Annotated in this window: 15 protein-coding genes; 11 read left to right on the forward strand and 4 right to left on the reverse strand. The window is 66.8% G+C overall.

Going from position 1 to position 18,601, the window contains the following annotated elements; translation table 11 throughout:
* Window positions 1-228 precede the first annotated feature (228 nt).
* The gene (gene dnaG / locus G7045_RS03635) at window positions 229-2,193 is read right to left on the reverse strand and encodes a DNA primase (RefSeq protein WP_240919262.1); all 1,965 of its coding nucleotides are present in this window, start codon (window positions 2,191-2,193) and stop codon (window positions 229-231) included.
* A gap of 4 nt (window positions 2,194-2,197) precedes the next feature.
* On the opposite strand from dnaG, the gene G7045_RS03640 reads away from it, so the two are divergent.
* The 3 genes from G7045_RS03640 (at window position 2,198) to G7045_RS03650 (ending at window position 6,703) form a co-directional block, all read left to right on the forward strand.
* Window positions 2,198-3,280 (forward strand): PotD/PotF family extracellular solute-binding protein, encoded by a 1,083-nt coding sequence (locus G7045_RS03640; RefSeq protein ID WP_240919263.1) that lies wholly within the window; start codon window positions 2,198-2,200, stop codon window positions 3,278-3,280.
* Between the two features lie 11 nt (window positions 3,281-3,291).
* Complete coding sequence (locus tag G7045_RS03645) at window positions 3,292-4,959, forward strand: diguanylate cyclase domain-containing protein (RefSeq protein WP_240919264.1); 1,668 nt, start codon at window positions 3,292-3,294, stop codon at window positions 4,957-4,959.
* Between the two features lie 97 nt (window positions 4,960-5,056).
* Window positions 5,057-6,703 carry an acyl-CoA synthetase gene (locus G7045_RS03650; RefSeq protein WP_166157471.1) on the forward strand — a complete coding sequence of 549 codons (1,647 nt, stop codon included), beginning with the start codon at window positions 5,057-5,059 and terminating at the stop codon, window positions 6,701-6,703.
* A gap of 121 nt (window positions 6,704-6,824) precedes the next feature.
* On the opposite strand, the gene G7045_RS03655 is transcribed toward G7045_RS03650, so the two are convergent.
* From G7045_RS03655 to G7045_RS03665, 3 genes are all read right to left on the reverse strand, one after another.
* A complete protein-coding gene (locus G7045_RS03655) occupies window positions 6,825-8,219 on the reverse strand; it encodes a sodium-dependent transporter (RefSeq protein WP_166157474.1) in 1,395 nt (464 codons plus the stop codon).
* 90 nt (window positions 8,220-8,309) lie between these two features.
* Window positions 8,310-9,839 (reverse strand): alkaline phosphatase, encoded by a 1,530-nt coding sequence (locus G7045_RS03660; RefSeq protein ID WP_166157477.1) that lies wholly within the window; start codon window positions 9,837-9,839, stop codon window positions 8,310-8,312.
* Window positions 9,836-11,365, reverse strand: coding sequence for a GGDEF domain-containing protein (locus G7045_RS03665; RefSeq protein ID WP_166157480.1), 1,530 nt, complete (start codon window positions 11,363-11,365; stop codon window positions 9,836-9,838). The genes G7045_RS03660 and G7045_RS03665 overlap by 4 nt, the downstream gene beginning before the upstream one ends.
* A 152-nt stretch (window positions 11,366-11,517) precedes the next feature.
* Here G7045_RS03665 and surE point away from each other — a divergent pair, with 152 nt between their 5' ends.
* The 8 genes from surE to rlmN all read left to right on the forward strand — a co-directional run bounded on the left by surE (window position 11,518) and on the right by rlmN (window position 18,577).
* Window positions 11,518-12,294, forward strand: a complete 777-nt coding sequence (gene surE / locus G7045_RS03670; RefSeq protein ID WP_166157483.1) for a 5'/3'-nucleotidase SurE — start codon at window positions 11,518-11,520, stop codon at window positions 12,292-12,294.
* Entirely contained in the window at window positions 12,294-13,058 is a 765-nt protein-coding gene (locus tag G7045_RS03675; RefSeq protein ID WP_166157486.1) for a protein-L-isoaspartate(D-aspartate) O-methyltransferase, read from the forward strand. The genes surE and G7045_RS03675 overlap by 1 nt, the downstream gene beginning before the upstream one ends.
* An 11-nt stretch (window positions 13,059-13,069) precedes the next feature.
* The gene (locus tag G7045_RS03680) at window positions 13,070-13,939 is read left to right on the forward strand and encodes a peptidoglycan DD-metalloendopeptidase family protein (protein ID WP_166157489.1); all 870 of its coding nucleotides are present in this window, start codon (window positions 13,070-13,072) and stop codon (window positions 13,937-13,939) included.
* Entirely contained in the window at window positions 13,939-14,937 is a 999-nt protein-coding gene (locus G7045_RS03685; RefSeq protein WP_166157491.1) for an RluA family pseudouridine synthase, read from the forward strand. Before G7045_RS03680 ends, G7045_RS03685 begins: the two co-directional genes overlap by 1 nt.
* A 138-nt stretch (window positions 14,938-15,075) precedes the next feature.
* Window positions 15,076-15,720: an SMC-Scp complex subunit ScpB gene (scpB, locus tag G7045_RS03690; RefSeq protein WP_166157494.1), complete on the forward strand. Its 645-nt coding sequence runs from the start codon at window positions 15,076-15,078 to the stop codon at window positions 15,718-15,720.
* Complete coding sequence (locus G7045_RS03695; protein WP_166157497.1) at window positions 15,717-16,871, forward strand: pseudouridine synthase; 1,155 nt, start codon at window positions 15,717-15,719, stop codon at window positions 16,869-16,871. The genes scpB and G7045_RS03695 overlap by 4 nt, the downstream gene beginning before the upstream one ends.
* 106 nt (window positions 16,872-16,977) lie before the next feature.
* Window positions 16,978-17,403 carry a nucleoside-diphosphate kinase gene (gene ndk, locus G7045_RS03700; protein WP_166157500.1) on the forward strand — a complete coding sequence of 142 codons (426 nt, stop codon included), beginning with the start codon at window positions 16,978-16,980 and terminating at the stop codon, window positions 17,401-17,403.
* Between the two features lie 52 nt (window positions 17,404-17,455).
* Window positions 17,456-18,577, forward strand: coding sequence for a 23S rRNA (adenine(2503)-C(2))-methyltransferase RlmN (rlmN, locus tag G7045_RS03705; protein WP_166157503.1), 1,122 nt, complete (start codon window positions 17,456-17,458; stop codon window positions 18,575-18,577).
* Window positions 18,578-18,601 lie beyond the last annotated feature (24 nt).

The raw sequence follows: 18,601 nt of genomic DNA on the forward strand, positions 1-18,601 counted from the left end.
TGCGCGCAAATAACGGCCCGGGCGCAGCGCCTGGGCGGCCGAGGGCAAGCCTCGGGGGCAAGATGTCTGGGCGAACATTTGGAGTGCAGTCCTTGCGAGAGAGTGGGCCTTGCACTGGCTGCAAGTGGCGTGGATTCACGCTGGCCCGGGTCGGAGGTGCTGCTGTCGCTCTTGCCGAAAAGCCGTGGATTATACCGTTGCCTAAATGTCGGGAGAAAATTCAAAAAGTCAAGGGGGCGGGGCGGCCGGCGTTTCGAGTACCTTGCGCTGCGCCTGCAGCGTGCGCAGGCGCAGCGCGGCCTGCGGGTCGCTGCCCAGGGCGTGGATGGCTTCGTTTTCCTGCTGTTTGATGTGGTCGATGCGCAGGCGGTTGAGCACGCCGCGCAGCTCGCGCTGGATTTCCGCCAACTCACCCTCGGGTTGGGCGTGGGGGCTGTTCATTAGGCGCAGCGCCAGGTCTTCGCTGCCTTGGCTGCGCAGGCCCTCGCGCAGCACGGCCCAGGGCTGGGGGCCGTGTTCGTGCCACTGCGCCTCCAGCCAGGCAAACAGAGGGCCGTGTGGCGCGGGTTGCTGCGCCAGCGCGGCCCAGTCGTCGTGGTCCATGTGCTCAAGAAAATCCATGTGCGACAGCAGCAGGCGCGCGGCCTGGTCGGCGCGGCTGACGGGTGTCGGGCGCGGGCCCTGGTAGGGCGGCGCGGCATCTTGCCAGGGGCCGCGTTTTTTCCACGTGCCTTTGCTGCGGTAGGCGCCGGCGCCTGTGTGCGCTGGCGCGGGCCAGCTGCCCCGGTTGCCCTGGCCAGCGTCGCCGGCCTGGGCGTGGGGCGGGGCAAAGTCGCCCTCCCAGGGGGGGGCGCTGCTGCCGCCCGGTGCGGGCGGGCGGGCGTTGCTGGTGGGTTTGCTGTGGTGCCACAGGTCCCACAGTTCGCTGCTGTCGAGCTGGCCGCGCTGCGCCAGCTCGGCCAGCAGCTGGCGTTTGAGGGCGCCGTCGGGCAGGGCGCCCCACAGTGGCTGGGCATTGCTCAGCATGTGGGCACGGCCTTCGGTCTGGCCCAGGTCGCAGCCCTCGGCGGCGGCTTCGAGCACGAAGCGGCTCAGCGGCAGGGCGGCGCCGACGTGGCGCGCAAAGGCTTCCGGGCCGTGGGCGCGGATGAAGCTGTCGGGGTCGTGCTCGGCGGGTAGAAACAAAAATTTGATGCTGCGCGTGTCGCTGGCGTAGGGTAGGGCGGCGAGCAGCGCCTTGTGCGCCGCGCGCCGGCCAGCGTTGTCGCCGTCAAAGCTGAACACCACCTGCTCCGTAAAGCGAAACAGCTTGTGCACATGCTCGGCAGTGCAGGCCGTGCCCAGGGTGGCGACGGCATTGGCAAAACCCAGCTGCGCCAGCGCCACCACGTCCATATAGCCTTCGGTGACGAGGGCGTAGCCCTGGTCGCGGATGGCCTGGCGGGCCTCGTACAGGCCGTATAGTTCCTGGCCCTTGTGAAAGACGGGGGTTTCGGGCGAGTTGAGGTATTTGGGCTTGGCATCGCCCAGCACGCGCCCGCCAAAGCCGATGCACTCGCCCTTGACGTTGCGGATTGGGAACATGATGCGGTCGCGAAAACGGTCGTAGCGCTTGCCGTCCTCCTCGCCGACGATGACCAGGCCCGACTCTTGTAGCAGCGGATCGTCGTAGGCCGGAAAGACACTGGCCAGGCTGCGCCAGCCCTCGGGCGCGTAGCCCAGGCCGTAGCGCTTGGCGACGATGCCACTGACGCCGCGCTGCTTGAGATAGGCGATGGCGTGGGGCGCTGTCTTGAGCTGCTGGCAGTAGGCGGTGCCGGCGCGTTCGAGCACCTCGCTCAGGGTGTGCTGCTTCTCGCGCGCAGCGGCTGCCTGCTGGCGCTGGTGTGCCGGGGTGTCGTCCTGCGGCACGGCCAGGCCCACGCCCTGGGCCAAATCTTGCACGGCTTCCACAAAACCCATACCGGCGTGTTCCATGAGAAACCCTATGGCATTTCCATTTTTGCCGCAGCCGAAACAGTGGTAGAACTGTTTGGAGGGGCTGACGCTGAACGAGGGGGATTTCTCGCCATGGAAGGGGCACAGGCCCATGAAATTGGCGCCGCCTTTTTTCAGCTGCACATAGCGGCCCACGACCTCGACCACATCGACGCGGGCGAGGAGTTCCTGGATGAATGACTGGGGAATGCTCACAGCCATGATTGTCCGTGCAAACACAATGGCCGCGCTGCCCAGGCAGTGGCGCCGCCGTAATTGGCTGCTGGCAGCAACAGCGGCGTCAGCCGCACTGGTGGGCTGCCAGGCGCGTGCGCGCCAGTCGGTGCTGCGGGTGCTGGCTTGGCCGGGCTACGCCGATCTGGACTGGATACAGGCGTTTGAGCAGCGCCATGGCGTACGCGTGGAGTTCACCATCATTGGCAGCGATGACATGCTGCGCGCCAACCTCAGCCGCCCGGCCCATGGCGGCTTTGACGTGGTGGCGGCGAACACCGTCGAGCTCGCTGCGCTGCTGGCGCAGGGGCGTCTGCTGGCGCTCGATCCGGGGCTGCTGCCGCTGCGCGCTGGGCAGCTGCCGCGTTTTCAGCAGCCCATTGCCGGCACGGCGGCGCAGGGGCGGCTGTACGCCGTACCGTTTACCTATTCCGAGATGGGCTTGATTTACGACCGGCGTCAGTTTGAGCAGCCGCCGTCGCTGGGCACTTTGTGGGATCGGCGCTGGCAGGGGCGGGTGTTGTTTTTTGATGGCAGCGCGCACGCGTTTTCACTTGCGGCGCAGGCGCGTGGCTGGGCGCCTTTTGCACTGCAGCCGGCGCAGTTTCCCGTCCTGGCGCGTGACCTGGTGCAGCTGCGGCGCAACCTGCTGGTGTTGTACCGCCTGCCCGAGGAGCCGGTCGAGCTGTGGGTGCGCCATTCGGTGGCGTTGATGCACGCCAATTACGGCCAGCAGCAGCTCAAGATGTTGCGCGACGCAGGCCTTGACGTGGGTTATGTCGTGCCGCGCGAGGGCGCCCTGGCCTGGCTCGATGCCTGGGCGGTGCTGCAAAGCACCCAGCAGCCGCAGCTGGCGCAGCAGTGGATCAACCACATGCTCGATCCTGCCATTTGCGCTGAGTTTTCCCGCCGCCAGGGCCTGGCCAATACCTTGCAGGAGCCCGCTGGCCTTGATGCCGCCAGCCTGCGCGGCTCTATTGTTTGGCTTGAACCGGTGGAAGATGAAGAGCAACGCCAGCGCTGGTGGCGCCGCATCGTTGCCGGTGACCGGTTGCAGGGGGTGGCCTGATGCGCTGGAATATGGGACAGCGTTTGGGGCTGCTGCTGGCGAGTTTTAGTCTGCTGGCCTCGGTGCTGCTGGGCTACCTGGGGTTTAACGCTGGGCGCACGCTGCTGGAGCAGCGCGCCAGCCAAGCCTTGCTCGACACCACGCGCATTCTGGCGGCGCATTGGCAGAGCGGAATCGATCAGGTGGGGCAGGATGTGCAGGCCCTGGCCGAGCTGGCTGCTCGCCTGCCCGCCAGCGCCCCCAGCACAGGCCAACAGCAAAGCCTGGCCGACGCCTTTGCCTCCCTGCTGCACAGCCACCCTGACTATTTACAGGCGCGCTGGATTGGCCGTCAGGGGCATGGGCTGGAGCTGGTGCATGTGCGCCAATGGGTCGATGCCCGGATCGAACGGGTCGGTGGTCCCGCGTTGCAAGAGAAGGGGCATTTGCCTTTTGTGTACGAAACCCTGCAACTGCCGCGTGGTGCGGTGTACGTGAGTGATGTCGGTCTGAACCATGAAGACGCCCAAGATTGGCGCGACCCGCCGATGTTCTACGTTGCCGTGCCCGTGGTGCCAGCAGCGGGTGCAGCCACTGGGGTGGTGGTGCTGCGCATTGATGCGCTGGCTTTTTTGGCGCGTATGCGCAGCGGGTTGCCATCGGACTACCAACTGTTTTTGACCAACCGCTGGGGGGACTTTTTGTTGCACCCGGACAGCGCCTTGGCATTGGGCTTTGAGCGTGGGCGGCGGGCCCTGGTGCAAGAGCAGTTCCCGGCCACCCAGGCGCTGCTGCAGACGGGTGAGCGCAGCGCCTTGTTTGCCCATAGTGATGCCCAGGGCAACGTCCAGAGCGTGGCTTTTGTGCGGATGCCGTATGGCGGCGTGGACGATGGCCGATTTTTGCTCCTGGGCCTGGCACAGGCCATGGCTGGGGTGCAGGCCGATACCCAGGCTCTGGGCATTGCCACGTTGCGTATGGTGGCGTTGCTGGCTTTGCTCGGTGCATTGCTGGCCGCCTGGGCCTCGCGCATTTTCATTGGGCCCTTGCGCGCCGTGGTGCAGGCGGCGCAGGCGTTTTCGCTCGGGCGTGCGCATGGCTCGTTGCCGGTGCAGCGCCAGGACGAACTGGGTGATTTGGCGCGCAGCTTTCAGGACATGGAGGGCATCATTGGCGCGCAGCTGCAGGAGCTCAACCGCAGCCGTGACGCCATGGAGCACCTGGCGCACCACGACGCCCTCACCGGCCTGCCCAACCGCCGCATGTTCACGCAATGCCTGCAGCAAGCCATCGAGCGTGCGCGCCGCAGCGGGCGACCGCTGGCGCTGGTGTTCGTCGATCTCGATGGCTTCAAGGCCATCAACGACAGCCTGGGCCACGCCGTGGGCGATGCCGTGCTGCAGGCCACGGCCCAGGCCATCCGGGGTGCCGTGCGCCAGAGCGACATCGTCGCCCGCCTGGCCGGCGATGAATTCACCGTGCTGTGCGAGAACGTCGATACCCCCGAGGCCGCCCAGGCCCTGCTGCACAAGCTGGCGCAGGCGTTTGCGGCGCCGCTGGCCGTGGGCGAGCGCACCCTGCCGGTGCGTGCCAGCATGGGGCTGAGCCTGTTCCCGCAAGATGCAGAGGAGGCAGAGGGCCTGCTGGGCAGCGCTGATGCCGCCATGTACCAGGCCAAAACCGCTGTGTCGCGTACTTGACAGCTGTTCCCGGGGAATGGGCGGCGCTATCAGCCAGCTGTCAGATTCAATTGCTGCAATGCAGCATCTTCGTGCCTGAATCATCAAGGAATCCGCTGTGACCAGCATCTACGACCAGAATCTGCCCCGTACCGAAGCCAACCACGCACCGCTGTCGCCCCTGTCCTTCATCGAGCGCACCGCCCAGGTGTACCCCGAGCGCCTGGCCATCGTGCACGGCAGCCTGCGCCAGACCTGGGGCCAGACCTACACGCGCTGCCGCCAGCTCGCCAGCAGCCTGCAGCGTGCCGGCATTGGCAAGAACGACACCGTGGCCGTGATGCTGCCCAACACCCCGCCCATGGTGGAGGCGCACTTTGGCGTGCCCATGGCCGGGGCGGTGCTCAACACGCTCAACACCCGGCTGGACCCGGAAACCATCGCCTTCATGCTCGACCACGGCGAGGCCAAGGCCGTCATCGTGGACCCGGAATTTGCCGCCGTCATGGCCAAGGCCCTGGCGCTGCGCCAGAGCGCTGCGCCCCTCACGGTGATCGAGGTGCAGGACGCCGAATACGGCCCTGCCGCGCACAGCCTGGGCGGCGTGGACTACGAAAGCTTTCTGGCCCAGGGCGATGCGCAGTTTGCCTGGCAGCTGCCGGGTGACGAGTGGGATGCGATCGCGCTCAACTACACCAGTGGCACCACCGGCAACCCCAAGGGCGTGGTGTACCACCACCGGGGCGCGGCCATCAATGCCATCAGCAATGTGCTCGAATGGGACATGCCCAAGCACAGCGTGTACCTGTGGACGCTGCCCATGTTCCACTGCAACGGCTGGTGCTTTCCGTGGACGGTGGCGGCGCGTGCGGGCGTCAACGTCTGCCTGCGCCGGGTGGACGCCAAGGCCATCTTTGATGCCATTCGCCAGCATGGCGTGACCCACTACTGCGGCGCGCCCATCGTGCAGGGCCTGCTGGTCAACGCCCCGGCAGCGCTCAAGGAAGGCGTGCCCGCCGGCGTGAAAACCATGGTGGCCGGCGCTGCGCCCCCGGCCTCGATGATCGAGGGCATGGAAAAAATCGGTTTTGACCTGACCCACGTCTATGGCTTGACGGAGGTGTACGGCCCGGCCACCGTGTGCGCGCCGCACGAGGCCTGGGCGCAGCTCGACATTGGCGAGCGCGCGCGCCTGAACGCCCGCCAGGGCGTGCGCTACCACCTGCAGCGCGCCGCCGCCGTGCTCGACCCTGACACTCTGGAGCCCGTACCGCACGACGGCGAGACCATGGGCGAAATCATGTTCCGGGGCAACATCGCCATGAAGGGCTACCTGAAGAACCCGCAGGCGACGCAAGATGCCTTCCGGGGCGGGTGGTTCCACACCGGCGACCTGGCCGTGCAGTACCCCGACGGCTACATCAAGATCAAGGATCGCAGCAAGGACATCATCATCTCGGGCGGCGAGAACATCTCCTCCATCGAGGTCGAAGATGTGCTCTACCGCCACCCCGACGTGCTTGCCGTCGCCGTCGTCGCCAAGCCCGACGCCAAGTGGGGCGAGACGCCCTGCGCCTTCGTCGAGCTCAAGGCCGGCGCGCACACCACGGTGGAGGACATCGTGGCGCACTGCAAGCAGCACCTGGCCGGCTTCAAGGTGCCGCGCGCGGTGGTGTTTGGCGACCTGCCCAAGACCAGTACCGGCAAGATTCAGAAGTTTGAGCTGCGCCGCCAGGCGGGCTCGGCGGTGGCCATCAACGTTTAGTTTTGCTATTAAAACAATAGCTGCTAGCGCTTGCTAGATAAGCGCTAGAGGCAAATTGGAGTAAAAATTGGGGTCAGATTCCAATTTCCTGAGGGAAATTGGAATCTGACCCCAATTTTTTTTAAAGTCCCTTGAGCATCACCACCAGGATGAGCGCCGGCGTCACCCAGCGCAGCAGCACGAACAGCACCCCGGCCAGGGCGCCGTTGCGCAGCTGGCCCTGGTTGGACAGCGCCCGGGCAAAGCCCTCGTGCCCCCAGGCCCAGCCCACGCACAGCGCCAGGCCGATGCCGCCCACGGGCATGAGCAGGTTCGACGAGACGTAGTCTGCCCAGTCGAACACCGTGCGCCCGCCGGGCGTGAACTGTGCCAGCGTGCTGCCGCTCAGGGCGCTGCCCGCGCCCAGCAGCACCAAAATCACCAGCGTGGCGATGGTGGCGTGGCTGCGGCGCAGGCCCCAGCGCTCGTGCAGGATGACCACCGGCACCTCCATGATGGAGAGCATGGCGCCGGTGGCGGCAATCGCCGTGAGGATGAAGAACGCTGCCAGCAGCACCTGCCCGCCGGGCATTTGCGCAAACACGGCGGGGATGGTGATGAACACCAGCGACGGCCCGGCCGAGGGCGCAAAGCCAAAGCTGAACACCGCCGGAAAAATCGCCATGCCCGCGAGCAGCGACACCGACAGGTCGGCCAGCATCACCCGCGTGGCCGTGGCCGGGATGTTTTGCTCTGGCGTGAAGTAGCTGCCGTAGGTCATCATCGTGCCCATGCCGATGGAGAGCTTGAAGAACGCCAGCCCCATGGCGGTGAGCACCACGGCGGGCGTGATCTTGTGCCACTCGGGCTCGAACAGAAAGCGCAGCGCCGCCCCCGTGCCCGGCAGCGTCAGGCTGTAGCCGCACAGCAGCAGCAGGAGCAAAAACAGCAGCGGCATGAGCTTTTTCGTCATCGCCTCGATACCCTTGGTCACCCCCATGAGCAGGATGGCGGCAATGAAGGCCAGCACCAGCCACTGCCACAGCAGCGACTGCACCGGGTCGGCCACCAGGGCGCTGAAGGCGGCTTGCGTGCTCGCCGGGTCGCTCGAAAGCAGGCGGCCCGAGAGCGCCTTGGCGACGTAGGCAAACACCCAGGCCACGACCTCGGAGTAGAACGACAGGATCAAAAACGCCGCCACCATGCCCCCGGCGCCAATGAGCCACCAGGGCGCGCCGCCGGGGCTGAGCTGGCGCAGCGCGGTAATGGGGTTGGCCTTGGCCTGGCGGCCTATGCTGATCTCGGCAATCATCAGCGGCAGGCCGATGAGCAGCGTGGCCAGCAGGTACACCAGCAAAAAGCCCGCGCCGCCGTTGGCGCCGGTGAGGGAGGGAAACTTCCAGATATTGCCCAGGCCCACGGCCGAGCCCAGGGTGGCGGCGAGGACGCCAAAGCCAGAGGTAAACCCAGCGCGCGCGGTGGTGTTGGCGGGGGCGCTGGTAGCGCTGGTGGCGCCGGGGGAGCTTGGTTTGCTCATAAATTGATAGCTGCTAGCGCGCATTGGTATTGCGCGGGGGGCGTATTTTGCCTCAAGGAAAAGGCCCTGCAGGTGCGGTTCAGTGTTGTCTTAGGCGCGCACCGGCCCGGGGTGGCCGTCGGTGACGACGAACTGCGCCAGGGTGTAGGCCGGGCTGCGGGCGTCGAGCGGGTTGGCCACGGCGCGCAGCGTGGTGCGCCAGGTCTGCGGCGTGATTTCGGCCAGACCGTAGCCGCGCTCCTCGCAGCGCGCGAGCAGCACATGCGGGTTGTGGCGGGCGATGGCGTCCACCTTCTCCTGCGCCGTGCCGCTGCGCGAGCTGATCGAGGTGCTGCAGAACTCGCTCGCCAGCAGGGCGGAGTCGGGCTGTTCGGCCTTGGCGTGCACCTGGCAGACGTAGTTCTGGTGGATGTCGCCGCCCAGGAACACGGTGTTGCGCTGCGGGTGCTGTTGCAAGCTGGCGAGCAGGCGCGTGCGCGCTGCCGGGTAGCCGTCCCAGTTGTCGGTGCTTTGCAGGCCCGAGGGGTAGTGGCGTGGCGAGAACAGGGTTTGCTGCGCCAGCACGCTCCAGCGCGCCGGCGCCTGTGCCAGCTGCGCCGCCAGCCACTGCTCTTGCGCCGGGCCGAGCAGGGTGCGCGCCCGGTCGTGCAGGCTCGGGCAATCGCTGGCGCGTACGCTGGCGGCGCCGCTGCGGCCGGGCTGGCGGCAGGCTTGCCAGTCGCGGTACTGGCGGTCGTCGAGCAGGTGGATGCGCGCCAGCTGGCCCCAATCGAGGCTGCGGTACAGCTGCAGGCCGCCTTGCAGCCAGGCCGTGGCGGACAGGGGCATGTGCTCGTAGTACGCCTGGAAGGCGGCAGCGCGCTGGGGCGCAAAAGCCTGGGCGCCGTCGGGGCCGGCGCTGCCGGCCCAGTCGTTCTCGACCTCGTGGTCGTCCCAGGTCACGGCCCAGGGGCAGGCGGCGTGCGCGGCCTGCAGCAGCGGGTCGCTTTTGTACAGGGCGTAGCGGTCACGGTAGTCCTGCAGGGTGCGTGCCAGCGGCAGGTCGTGGCTGCGCGCCAGGGTGCTGCGCTCGCGCGGGCTGGCGTATTCGTAGATGTAGTCGCCCAGGAACAGCACCAGGTCGGGGGCGTCTTGCGCCGCGTGCCACCAGGCGGCGTATTGCCCGTGCTCCCAGCGCTGGCAGGAGGCGAACACCAGGCGCAGCTGCGCTGGCAGCTCGCCCGCAGCCGGCGCGGTGCGCGTGCGCCCGGTGGCGCTGGTGGCGCCGCCGCAGTGAAAGCGGTAGAAGTACCAGCGCCCCGGCTGCAGGCCCTGCAGCTGCACGTGTACGCTGTGGCCCCATTCGGGTGCGGCCAGCGCCTGGCCGCGTTGCACCGGGCGGCGAAACTGCGCGTCGTGCGCCAGCTCCCAGTGCACGGTCTGCGCTGGCAGCTGTGGCGGGGCGCTGGCCAGGCGCGTCCACAGCACCAGGCTGTGGGCGCCGGGCTCGCCGCTGGCCACGCCCAGGGCAAAGGGGTCTTGCTGCCAGGGCTGGGGGTTGGCCCAGGCCCAGCGCGGCAGTTGCATGGCGCAAGCGGCCAGGGCGGCGCGCTGCAGCCACGCGCGCCGCGCGGCGTTCATGCCGGCACGACGCGGTTTTTGCCGGCGCGCTTGGCCAGGTACATGCCTTGGTCGGCGCGGCGGATGGCGTCGGTGCTGCTTTCGGTTGGGCCCAGCTCGGCCACGCCGGCGCTGAAGGTGATGAGCAGCTTTTCGTTGTTTTGCAGGAAAAACCGCGTCGTCAGCTCGCGCTGCAGGCGCTGCATGGCCTGCACGCCCTGGGCCTGGGTGGTGTCGGGCAGCACGAGCACGAATTCTTCGCCGCCGTAGCGCGCCAGCATGTCCTGCGGGCGCATGACGGAGCGCGTGACCTCGGTCAGGTGTTGCAGCGCGGCGTCGCCGCTGGCGTGGCCCAGGCGGTCGTTGAGGGCCTTGAAGTTGTCAATGTCGAGCAGCGCCACGCACAGCGGTGAGCCCAGGCGGCGCGCGCGGGCGATTTCGCGCTCCATGGCTTCGTCCAGGCCCTTGCGGTTGAGGGCGCCGGTCAGGGGGTCGTGGCGCGCCAGGGCGCTGGCCTGGTCGAGTTCTTCTTGCAGGCGTGAGATTTCGGCGCGTTTTTCTTCCGCGCGCTCACGCAGGGTTTGCAGCTCTTCGTGTGCGATGCGGCTGTCGAGCGCCATGGCGCGGGTGGCGTTCATCACCTCTTGCAGCACCGGGGTGATGTCTTCGAGCCGGCTGGCCTGGCCGATTTGGTCGGCGCAGCGTTCGAGTGTGAGGTGGAACTGGTCGCTGGTGGAACAAATGCTGGTCAGGCGTTCGATGAAGGTGGCGAGCAGCTCCTTCATTTGTTCCTGCGCTTCGTTCGAGCGGGCGCGGGCTTCGGTTTGTTTGAAGATGACGTCTTTGAGGCGCCGCTGCACGTCGTCGAGGCGGCGCAGGCTCAGCGGCGGGGTGGCTGCGGCCATCAGCGCCTCGGCCTGGCCGCGCAGCCAGTCGTCGTTCGGGCTCAGGGCGGAGATGTTCTCGAACACCAGGTGCAGCAAGGTCAGCAGCCCGAGGCGGATGGCCTGTAGCTCTTCGGCCGAGAACGACAGGCGGTAGCTGAAGTTGGCCAGCAGCAGCGTCAGGGTGGAGCTGGGTGGGTGGTTGGTGCGCAGCAGCTGCGTGATCTCCAGCGCCATGTCGTGCACGCGGGCGTCGTCTTCGCTCAGGATGGTGCGCAGACTGTCGAGCAGGCGGGCGATTTGTTCGGCCAGGTCGTTGGGCAGGACTTGCAGGGGGGCTGGCTCGGGCGGTGGCAGGGCCGTGCCGGCGGCTTGCAGGCCGAGGTTGGCGTAGCCGACGAGCACGCTTTGCAGCGCCGTCCAGTCCTGGCGGTGCACGGCGGCGCCGAATTGTTCGAGCAGGCGGATCTGCGGGGGAGTTTGTGCTGGCAGCACGCGCATGATGGCGCGCAGCTGGCCTTCGGGAAAACCCAGGCTGGCAGCGGGCACGCCGGCGATTTCGGCATATACCGCCTGGTAATGCTCGGGCGTGGGCGCGAGTCGGCGCAGGGCCAGCTGTTTGAGGGTTTCGCGCGCGATATCGGAGGTGGTGCGTTCTGCCATGGGCCATGCCAAGCGGTAGCGTTGGACGGCTGCGAGTGTGACAGAAGAAGCGGCCCGCTGTGGCCGTGGCTCTTGGGTTGTTGCGTCGGTGGCACGCTTTCGGTGTGCTGTGAACGCCCACCCTACAATCGGGCGCACTGCGATGTGACCCTATGAAAATTCTCATTTCCAACGACGACGGTTACCAGGCTCCGGGCATCGTGGCGCTGTACGAGGCGCTGCGCACGGTGGCCGACGTTGAAGTCGTCGCCCCCGAGCACAACAACAGTGCCAAGTCCAATGCCTTGACGCTCAATGCTCCGCTGTATGTGCAGCGCGCGGCCAATGGCTTTCGCTACATCAATGGCACGCCGGCCGATTGCGTGCACATCGCCCTCACGGGGCTGCTGGGCTACCGGCCTGATCTGGTGGTTTCGGGCATCAATAACGGCGCCAACATGGGCGACGACACCTTGTATTCAGGCACGGTGGGTGCGGCTATGGAAGGGTATTTGTTTGGCGTCCCGGCGATTGCCTTTTCGCAAGTGGACAAGGGCTGGGGCGAACTGGAATCGGCTGCGCTCAAGGCGCGCGATCTGGTGCAGCAGATGCTGGCGCAGCAGCTGGTGGGAGCAGCCCCCTGGTTGCTCAATGTGAACATTCCCAACATGCCCTACGCAGCGTTGCGCCCGCTCAAGCTCTGCCGCCTGGGGCGGCGTCATGCGGCGCAGCAGGTGATTACGCAGCAAAGCCCGCGCGGCGAGACCATGTACTGGATCGGTGGCGCCGGCGCTGCCAAGGACGCTGCCGAGGGTACGGATTTTTATGCCACGGCGCAGGGCCATGTGGCGGTGACGCCGCTGCAGGTCGATCTGACCGATCACGACCACCTGGCCTACTGGGCCCAAACAGCGGCGCGCTTGGCCAGCGGCGCGGCGCTGGAGGGTTGATGCAGCAGCCGCGTCGCCCGGGTTTTCCAGCCCGTCTGCCGCCGCTGCAACCCGGTACGGCGCGTGCACCGGCGGCTGTGCCGCTGGCGCCAGCGCCCCGACCCCAGGGCGTGGGGCTCGATTCTGCCGCCGTGCGCGCGCGCATGGTGCAGCGCCTGGCGGCGGCGGGCATTCAGGCGCTGCCGGTGCTGCAAGCCATGCAGGACGTGGAGCGCCATCGGTTTGTCGATACGGCCCTGGTCAACCAGGCATACGAGGACACCAGCCTGCCCATCGGCCTGGGCCAGACCATCTCCAAGCCCAGCGTGGTGGCGCGCATGGTGCAGTTGTTATTGGGCGCGCCCGTCGCTGTAGCTGGGTTGGGGCGGGTGCTGGAGATCGGCACCGGTTGTGGTTACCAGGCTGCCGTGCTCGCGCGCGTGGCGCGCGAGGTGTATTCCATGGAGCGGCTGCGCGGCTTGCACGAGCGCGCCCGCGCCAACCTGCGGCCACTGCGCCTGGCCAACGTGCACCTGATTTTTGGTGATGGCATGGGGGGCTATGCCCAGGGCGCACCCTACGCCGGCATCATTGCTGCCGCCGGTGGCGAGGCCGTGCCACCAGCGTGGTACCAGCAGCTGGCGGTGGGCGGGCGTTTGGTGGCCCCCATGGCCGACAGCCGGGGACAGCAGGCCTTGTTGGTGGTGGATAAAACCGAGCATGGGTTTCAGGAGCGCCTGCTCGAAGCGGTTCATTTTGTCCCCCTAAAATCGGGGGTTGCCTGAAGGGATTGTTTATGTTGGTTTCGCGTGCTGGGTGGCTGGGGAGTTCGATCGCATTGGCGGCAGCGTTGCTGTTGGTCGGTTGCGGCACCTCGCTCAACCGGGCTCCGGTGGAAGATCGTGGTACGGCCGTGGGGGGCGTTAGCGCCAGCCCAGGCCAGGTGGTGGATGCGCCTAAGCTGCTGCCCGGGGCGGAAAACGCCGGCAAGCCCGGCTACTACAGCGTCAAGCCTGGCGATACGCTGATTCGCATTGGTTTGGAGAACGGCCAGTCGTGGAAAGACATTGCGCGCTGGAACAATCTTGAAAACCCGAACCTGATCGAAGTCGGCCAGGTGCTGCGCGTGGTATCGCCGGGCGCTGCCGTGGCGGCGGCACCCGTGCCACCAGCGGTGGTGGGTGGCGATACGGGCGTGGTCACGCGCCCGGTGGGCTCTCCGGCCGTGGCGCCGGCGGCTGGCGCTGCTGCTCCTGTGCCTGCACCTGTGCCAGCACCTGCAGCGGCCAGCACGGAAGATGGCGTGGCCTTTGTCTGGCCGGCGTCGGGCAGTTTGCTGGCGGGGTTTGATGAGGCGCGCAACAAGGGCTACGACATTGGCGGCAAGGTGGGCGACCCCGTGCTTGCTGCGGCCGATGGGCGCGTGGTTTACGCCGGTGCCGGGCTGCGCGGTTACGGCAATCTCGTCATCCTCAAGCACAACAATACCTACCTGACCGCTTACGCGCACAACCAGACGCTGCTGGTCAAGGAAGACCAGAGCGTGCGCAAGGGGCAGAAAATTGCCGAAATGGGCAGTACCGACGCCGATCGCGTCAAGCTGCACTTTGAGATCCGCCGCCAGGGCAAGCCGGTCGATCCCTCGCGCTACCTGCCGGCGCGTTGATGACCGGTTCGCACAGCGAGCTGCACCTGGAAGAGGGGGAGGACGCCGCCTGGGATGGGGCGCCGTCCGAGCTGCGCCAGGTGGCGGTCACGCCGGCCCAGCATGGCCTGCGTCTGGACAAGGCCCTGGCCGAACTGGTGCCCGAGCTTTCGCGCAGTTATCTGCAGCAGCTGCAGGCCCAGGGGCTGGTGCAGGTGGCGGGGGTGGTTGGCCTCAAGCCGGCGCACAAGGTCAAGGCCGGCGATTTGCTGCAGATCGAAATCCGCCCAACGCAGCAAAGCCAGGCCTTCAAGCCCGAGGCCATGGCGCTGGATGTGGTGTACGAGGATGCGCACCTGCTGGTGCTGTACAAGCCCGCCGGCCTGGTGGTGCACCCGGCGCCAGGCAATTGGAGCGGCACCTTGCTCAATGGCCTGCTGGCGCGTGATCCGTCGGCGCAGCTGCTGCCGCGCGCTGGCATCGTGCACCGACTCGACAAAGATACCAGCGGCCTGATGGTGGTGGCGCGCGAGCGCAGCACCATGGACGCTCTGGTGCGTCTGATCGCCGCACGCGAGGTCAGCCGCCAGTACCTGGCGCTGGCGCACCGCGCCTGGCAGGGCGTGCCCGAGCGCAGCGTGCAGGCCCCGGTCGGGCGCGATCCACGCAACCGCCTGCGCATGGCGGTGGTCGATTTGGCGCACCACGCCGGCAAGAGCGCGCGCACCGACATGCAGCTGTGGGCCGGCAACGAGCAGGGTTGCCTGGTGCATTGCAAACTGCACACGGGGCGCACGCACCAGATTCGGGTGCACATGGCCGCCATTGGTCATCCCTTGCTGGCCGACGTGCTGTACGGCGGCACGCCGGCAGCTGGAATGCAGCGCCAGGCCCTGCACGCCTACCGCCTGGCGTTTGCCCATCCGGTCGATGGCCGGGCGCTGGCATTCGAGGTGCCGCTGCCGGCAGATATGCTGCAAGCCATGGGGCAATGGGGGCTGCGCTACAATTTCGGCTGACGGCCCATTGGCCGGTTTGTCCTTGATGCCCGGGCCCCTGCCTTTGCCCGCCGGCTCGTAGCGCAGCGCAGTTTTTGTCCCCTGTGTGGGTTTCTCTTGTGCGCTGGCGTTCGCTTCTCCTACTAAAACCGCTGAACCATGAACTCGGTGGATGCCAAACGGGTCCTTGAGACCGCTTTGATTTGTGCCCAGCAGCCGGTGGGCTTGCGTGATTTGCGCTTGCTGTTTGCCGATGAGCTGGGCGCCGACAGCGTCAAAAGCCTGCTGCAGGAATTGCAGCAGGACTGGGCGCTCAAAGGTGTGGAGCTGGTGTGCGTGGCTTCGGGCTGGCGTTTTCAAAGCCGTCCGCAGATGCGCGAGTACCTCGATCGCCTGCACCCGGAAAAGCCACCGCGCTACACCCGGGCGGCGCTGGAGACGCTGGCCATCATTGCCTACCGCCAGCCGGTGACGCGCGGCGATATCGAGGACATTCGCGGCGTCACGGTCAACAGCCTGATCCTGAAACAGCTCGAAGACCGGGGCTGGGTCGAGGTCATAGGCCACCGTGAAACCGTGGGCCGTCCGGCCTTGTTTGCCACCACGCGCCAGTTTCTGGACGACCTGGGCCTGCAATCGCTCAACCAGCTGCCCATGCTGGAAGACCCGCGCAGCCAGGCCCACGTGCTGCAGGTGCTGGGCCAGCCCGAGGAGGGCGCTCCGCCTGCCGATCTTTTTACCGCCCTTGTTGAACCCCTGACCGAGGGGCAAGCCCCCGTTACGGGGGCAGCCACTACACCATGAACGATACCCTGCCCCCCGATTCCGCCGCCCCTGAGGCCGTCCCCGCTCCCCTGGCACGTCCCACGCGCAAGCCGCGTGCAGCAGCGCCTGCGGCCGAGGGCTACGCTTTTGCCGACGTCGTCAGCGGCGTGCTCGACGCCGATGAAGAGCGCACCGATCTGCCCGCGCCCAAGCGCGTGCTTTTGCCGCAGCCAGAAACCCCCAAGCTGCACAAGGTGCTGGCGCAGGCCGGCCTGGGCTCGCGCCTGGAAATGGAGCAGATGATTCTGGAGGGGCGCATTTCGGTGAACAACGAACCGGCGCACGTTGGCCAGCGCGTGCAGTTTGGTGACCAGGTCAAGGTCAACGGCAAGCCGATCCGCTTTCGTATCGAGCCGCCGCCGCTGCGCGTCATTGCGTACCACAAGCCCACGGGCGAAGTGGTGACGCACGACGATCCGCAAAACCGCCCGACGGTGTTTCGCAAGCTGCCGCGCCTGGTGCAGGGCAAGTGGCAGTCGGTCGGGCGCCTGGACTTGAATACCGAAGGTCTGCTGCTGTTCACCAGCTCCGGTGATTTGGCCAACAAGCTCATGCACCCGCGCTTTGGCCTGCAGCGCGAATACGCCGTGCGCGTGCTGGGCGCCTTGAGCGATGAAGAGCGCCAGCGCTTGCTCGACGGCGTGCAGCTCGAAGACGGGCCGGCATCGTTTGGTTCGATCGACGATGGCGGCGGCGAGGGCGCCAACCGCTGGTACCGGGTCACCATTTCCGAGGGCCGCAACCGCGAAGTGCGCCGCCTGTTCGAGGCCGTGGGTCACGCCGTCAGCCGCTTGATCCGTATCCGCTACGGCGCCATGCTGCTGCCGCGCGGCTTGAAGCGTGGCGCCTGGATGGAGCTTGACGAGCAGGACATCCGCTCGCTGATGGACGCCGCCGGCATGGAGCCGCCCGTGCGTGCGCCGCAGGCGCCTGCCCCCGGGCGTGGCGGCCGGCGTGCACCGGCACCGCGCAAGCCTGCGCCGCCGCGCCGCCCTGCGGGCAATGCGCAAGGCGGCGGCCAGCCCGATCCCATGAAAACCTCGGTCGGCTACATCGGCGCCGACAGCCTGCAGCGCCAGCGCCTGAACCAGCGCCAGGCCGCCAAGCGTGCGGGCCGCAGTGGGCGGTAATACGTGTTTTTTATGCCCGCCTCACAGGGCTGAAATACCCAACCGCTAGAATTAAAGGTTTTGTCTGACGACAAAAAATACTGCAACTTTCCCAAGGAAAAACCAAATGGCTATCGAACGCACCCTCTCCATCATCAAGCCCGACGCCGTCGCCAAGAACGTCATCGGCCAAATCTACGCCCGCTTTGAAGCCGCCGGCCTGAAGGTGGTTGCTGCCCGCATGGCACACCTGTCGCGCCTGGAAGCCGAGCAGTTCTACGCCGTGCACAAAGAGCGCCCCTTCTTCAAGGACCTGGTGGACTTCATGATCTCCGGCCCCGTCATGATCCAGGCGCTCGAAGGCGAGAACGCCATCCTGAAGAACCGTGAACTGATGGGCGCTACCGACCCGAAGAAGGCCGAAGCCGGCACCATCCGCGCCGACTTTGCCGACAGCATCGACGCCAACGCCGTGCACGGCTCGGACGCCGCTGAAACCGCCGCCGTCGAAGTGGCGTTCTTCTTCCCTGGTCTGAACATCTACTCGCGTTAATTTCAGGACCCGCCGGGCCCGCCAGGGCCTGGCGTCAAGGCAGGCTGTGGGCATGACGACAACGAATCTTCTGGACTTTGACCTCGATGGCTTGGCTGCGTATTGCGAGCAGCTCGGGGAGAAGCGCTTTCGTGCCACGCAGCTGTTTCGCTGGATTCACCAGCGTGGCGCCCAGGATTTTGACCAGATGACGGATCTGGCCAAATCGCTGCGCGAAAAACTCAAAAAACACGCCCATATCAGCGGCCTGACGGTGGCGACCGAGCAGGCTTCGCGCGACGGCACCATCAAGTGGCTGTTCGACGTCGGCGGCGGCAATGCCGTCGAGGCCGTGTTCATTCCCGAGGACGATAGAGGCACGCTGTGCGTTTCCTCGCAAGCGGGTTGCGCCGTTGGCTGCCGCTTCTGCTCCACCGGCCACCAGGGTTTCAGCCGCAACCTGACGACGGGCGAGATCATCGCCCAGCTGTGGTTTGCCGAGCACCACCTGCGCCAGCGCCTGGGCACGAGCGAGCGCGTGATCTCCAACGTCGTCATGATGGGCATGGGCGAGCCGCTGCAGAATTACAACGCCCTGGTGCCCGCGCTCAAGACCATGCTCGACGACCATGGCTACGGCCTGTCGCGCCGGCGCGTGACTGTCTCCACCTCGGGTGTGGTACCGATGATGGAGCGCCTGGCACAAGACTGTCCGGTGGCGCTGGCGGTGTCGCTGCACGCGCCCAACGACGTGCTGCGCGAGCACCTGGTGCCTCTGAACCGCAAATATCCTCTGGCCGAGCTGCTGCAAACCTGCGTGCGCTACCTGGAGCACGCGCCGCGTGATTTCGTCACTTTCGAATACTGCATGTTGGATGGCGTCAACGACCAGGCCGAACATGCGCAGCAGCTCATCGACCTGGTGCGCAGCCACGGCAATGGCAAGGCTTGGTGCAAGCTCAACCTGATTCCGTTCAACCCCTTTCCGGCCTCGGGGCTGCTGCGTTCGCCGCAAGCCCAGGTGCAGCGTTTTGCCCAGCTGCTGAGCGACGCCGGCATCGTCACCACGGTGCGCAAGACGCGCGGTGACGACATCGATGCTGCTTGCGGTCAGCTCGCCGGTGATGTGCAAGACCGCACCCGCGCTGCCGAACGCATGGCCAAGCGGCGCACGATCAACATCAATCCGATCTGAATTCAATCGACCTAAAACGATCAC

Source organism: Acidovorax sp. HDW3 (genome assembly GCF_011303755.1).
In the GTDB taxonomy this organism is placed as follows: Bacteria; Pseudomonadota; Gammaproteobacteria; order Burkholderiales; family Burkholderiaceae_C; genus Paenacidovorax.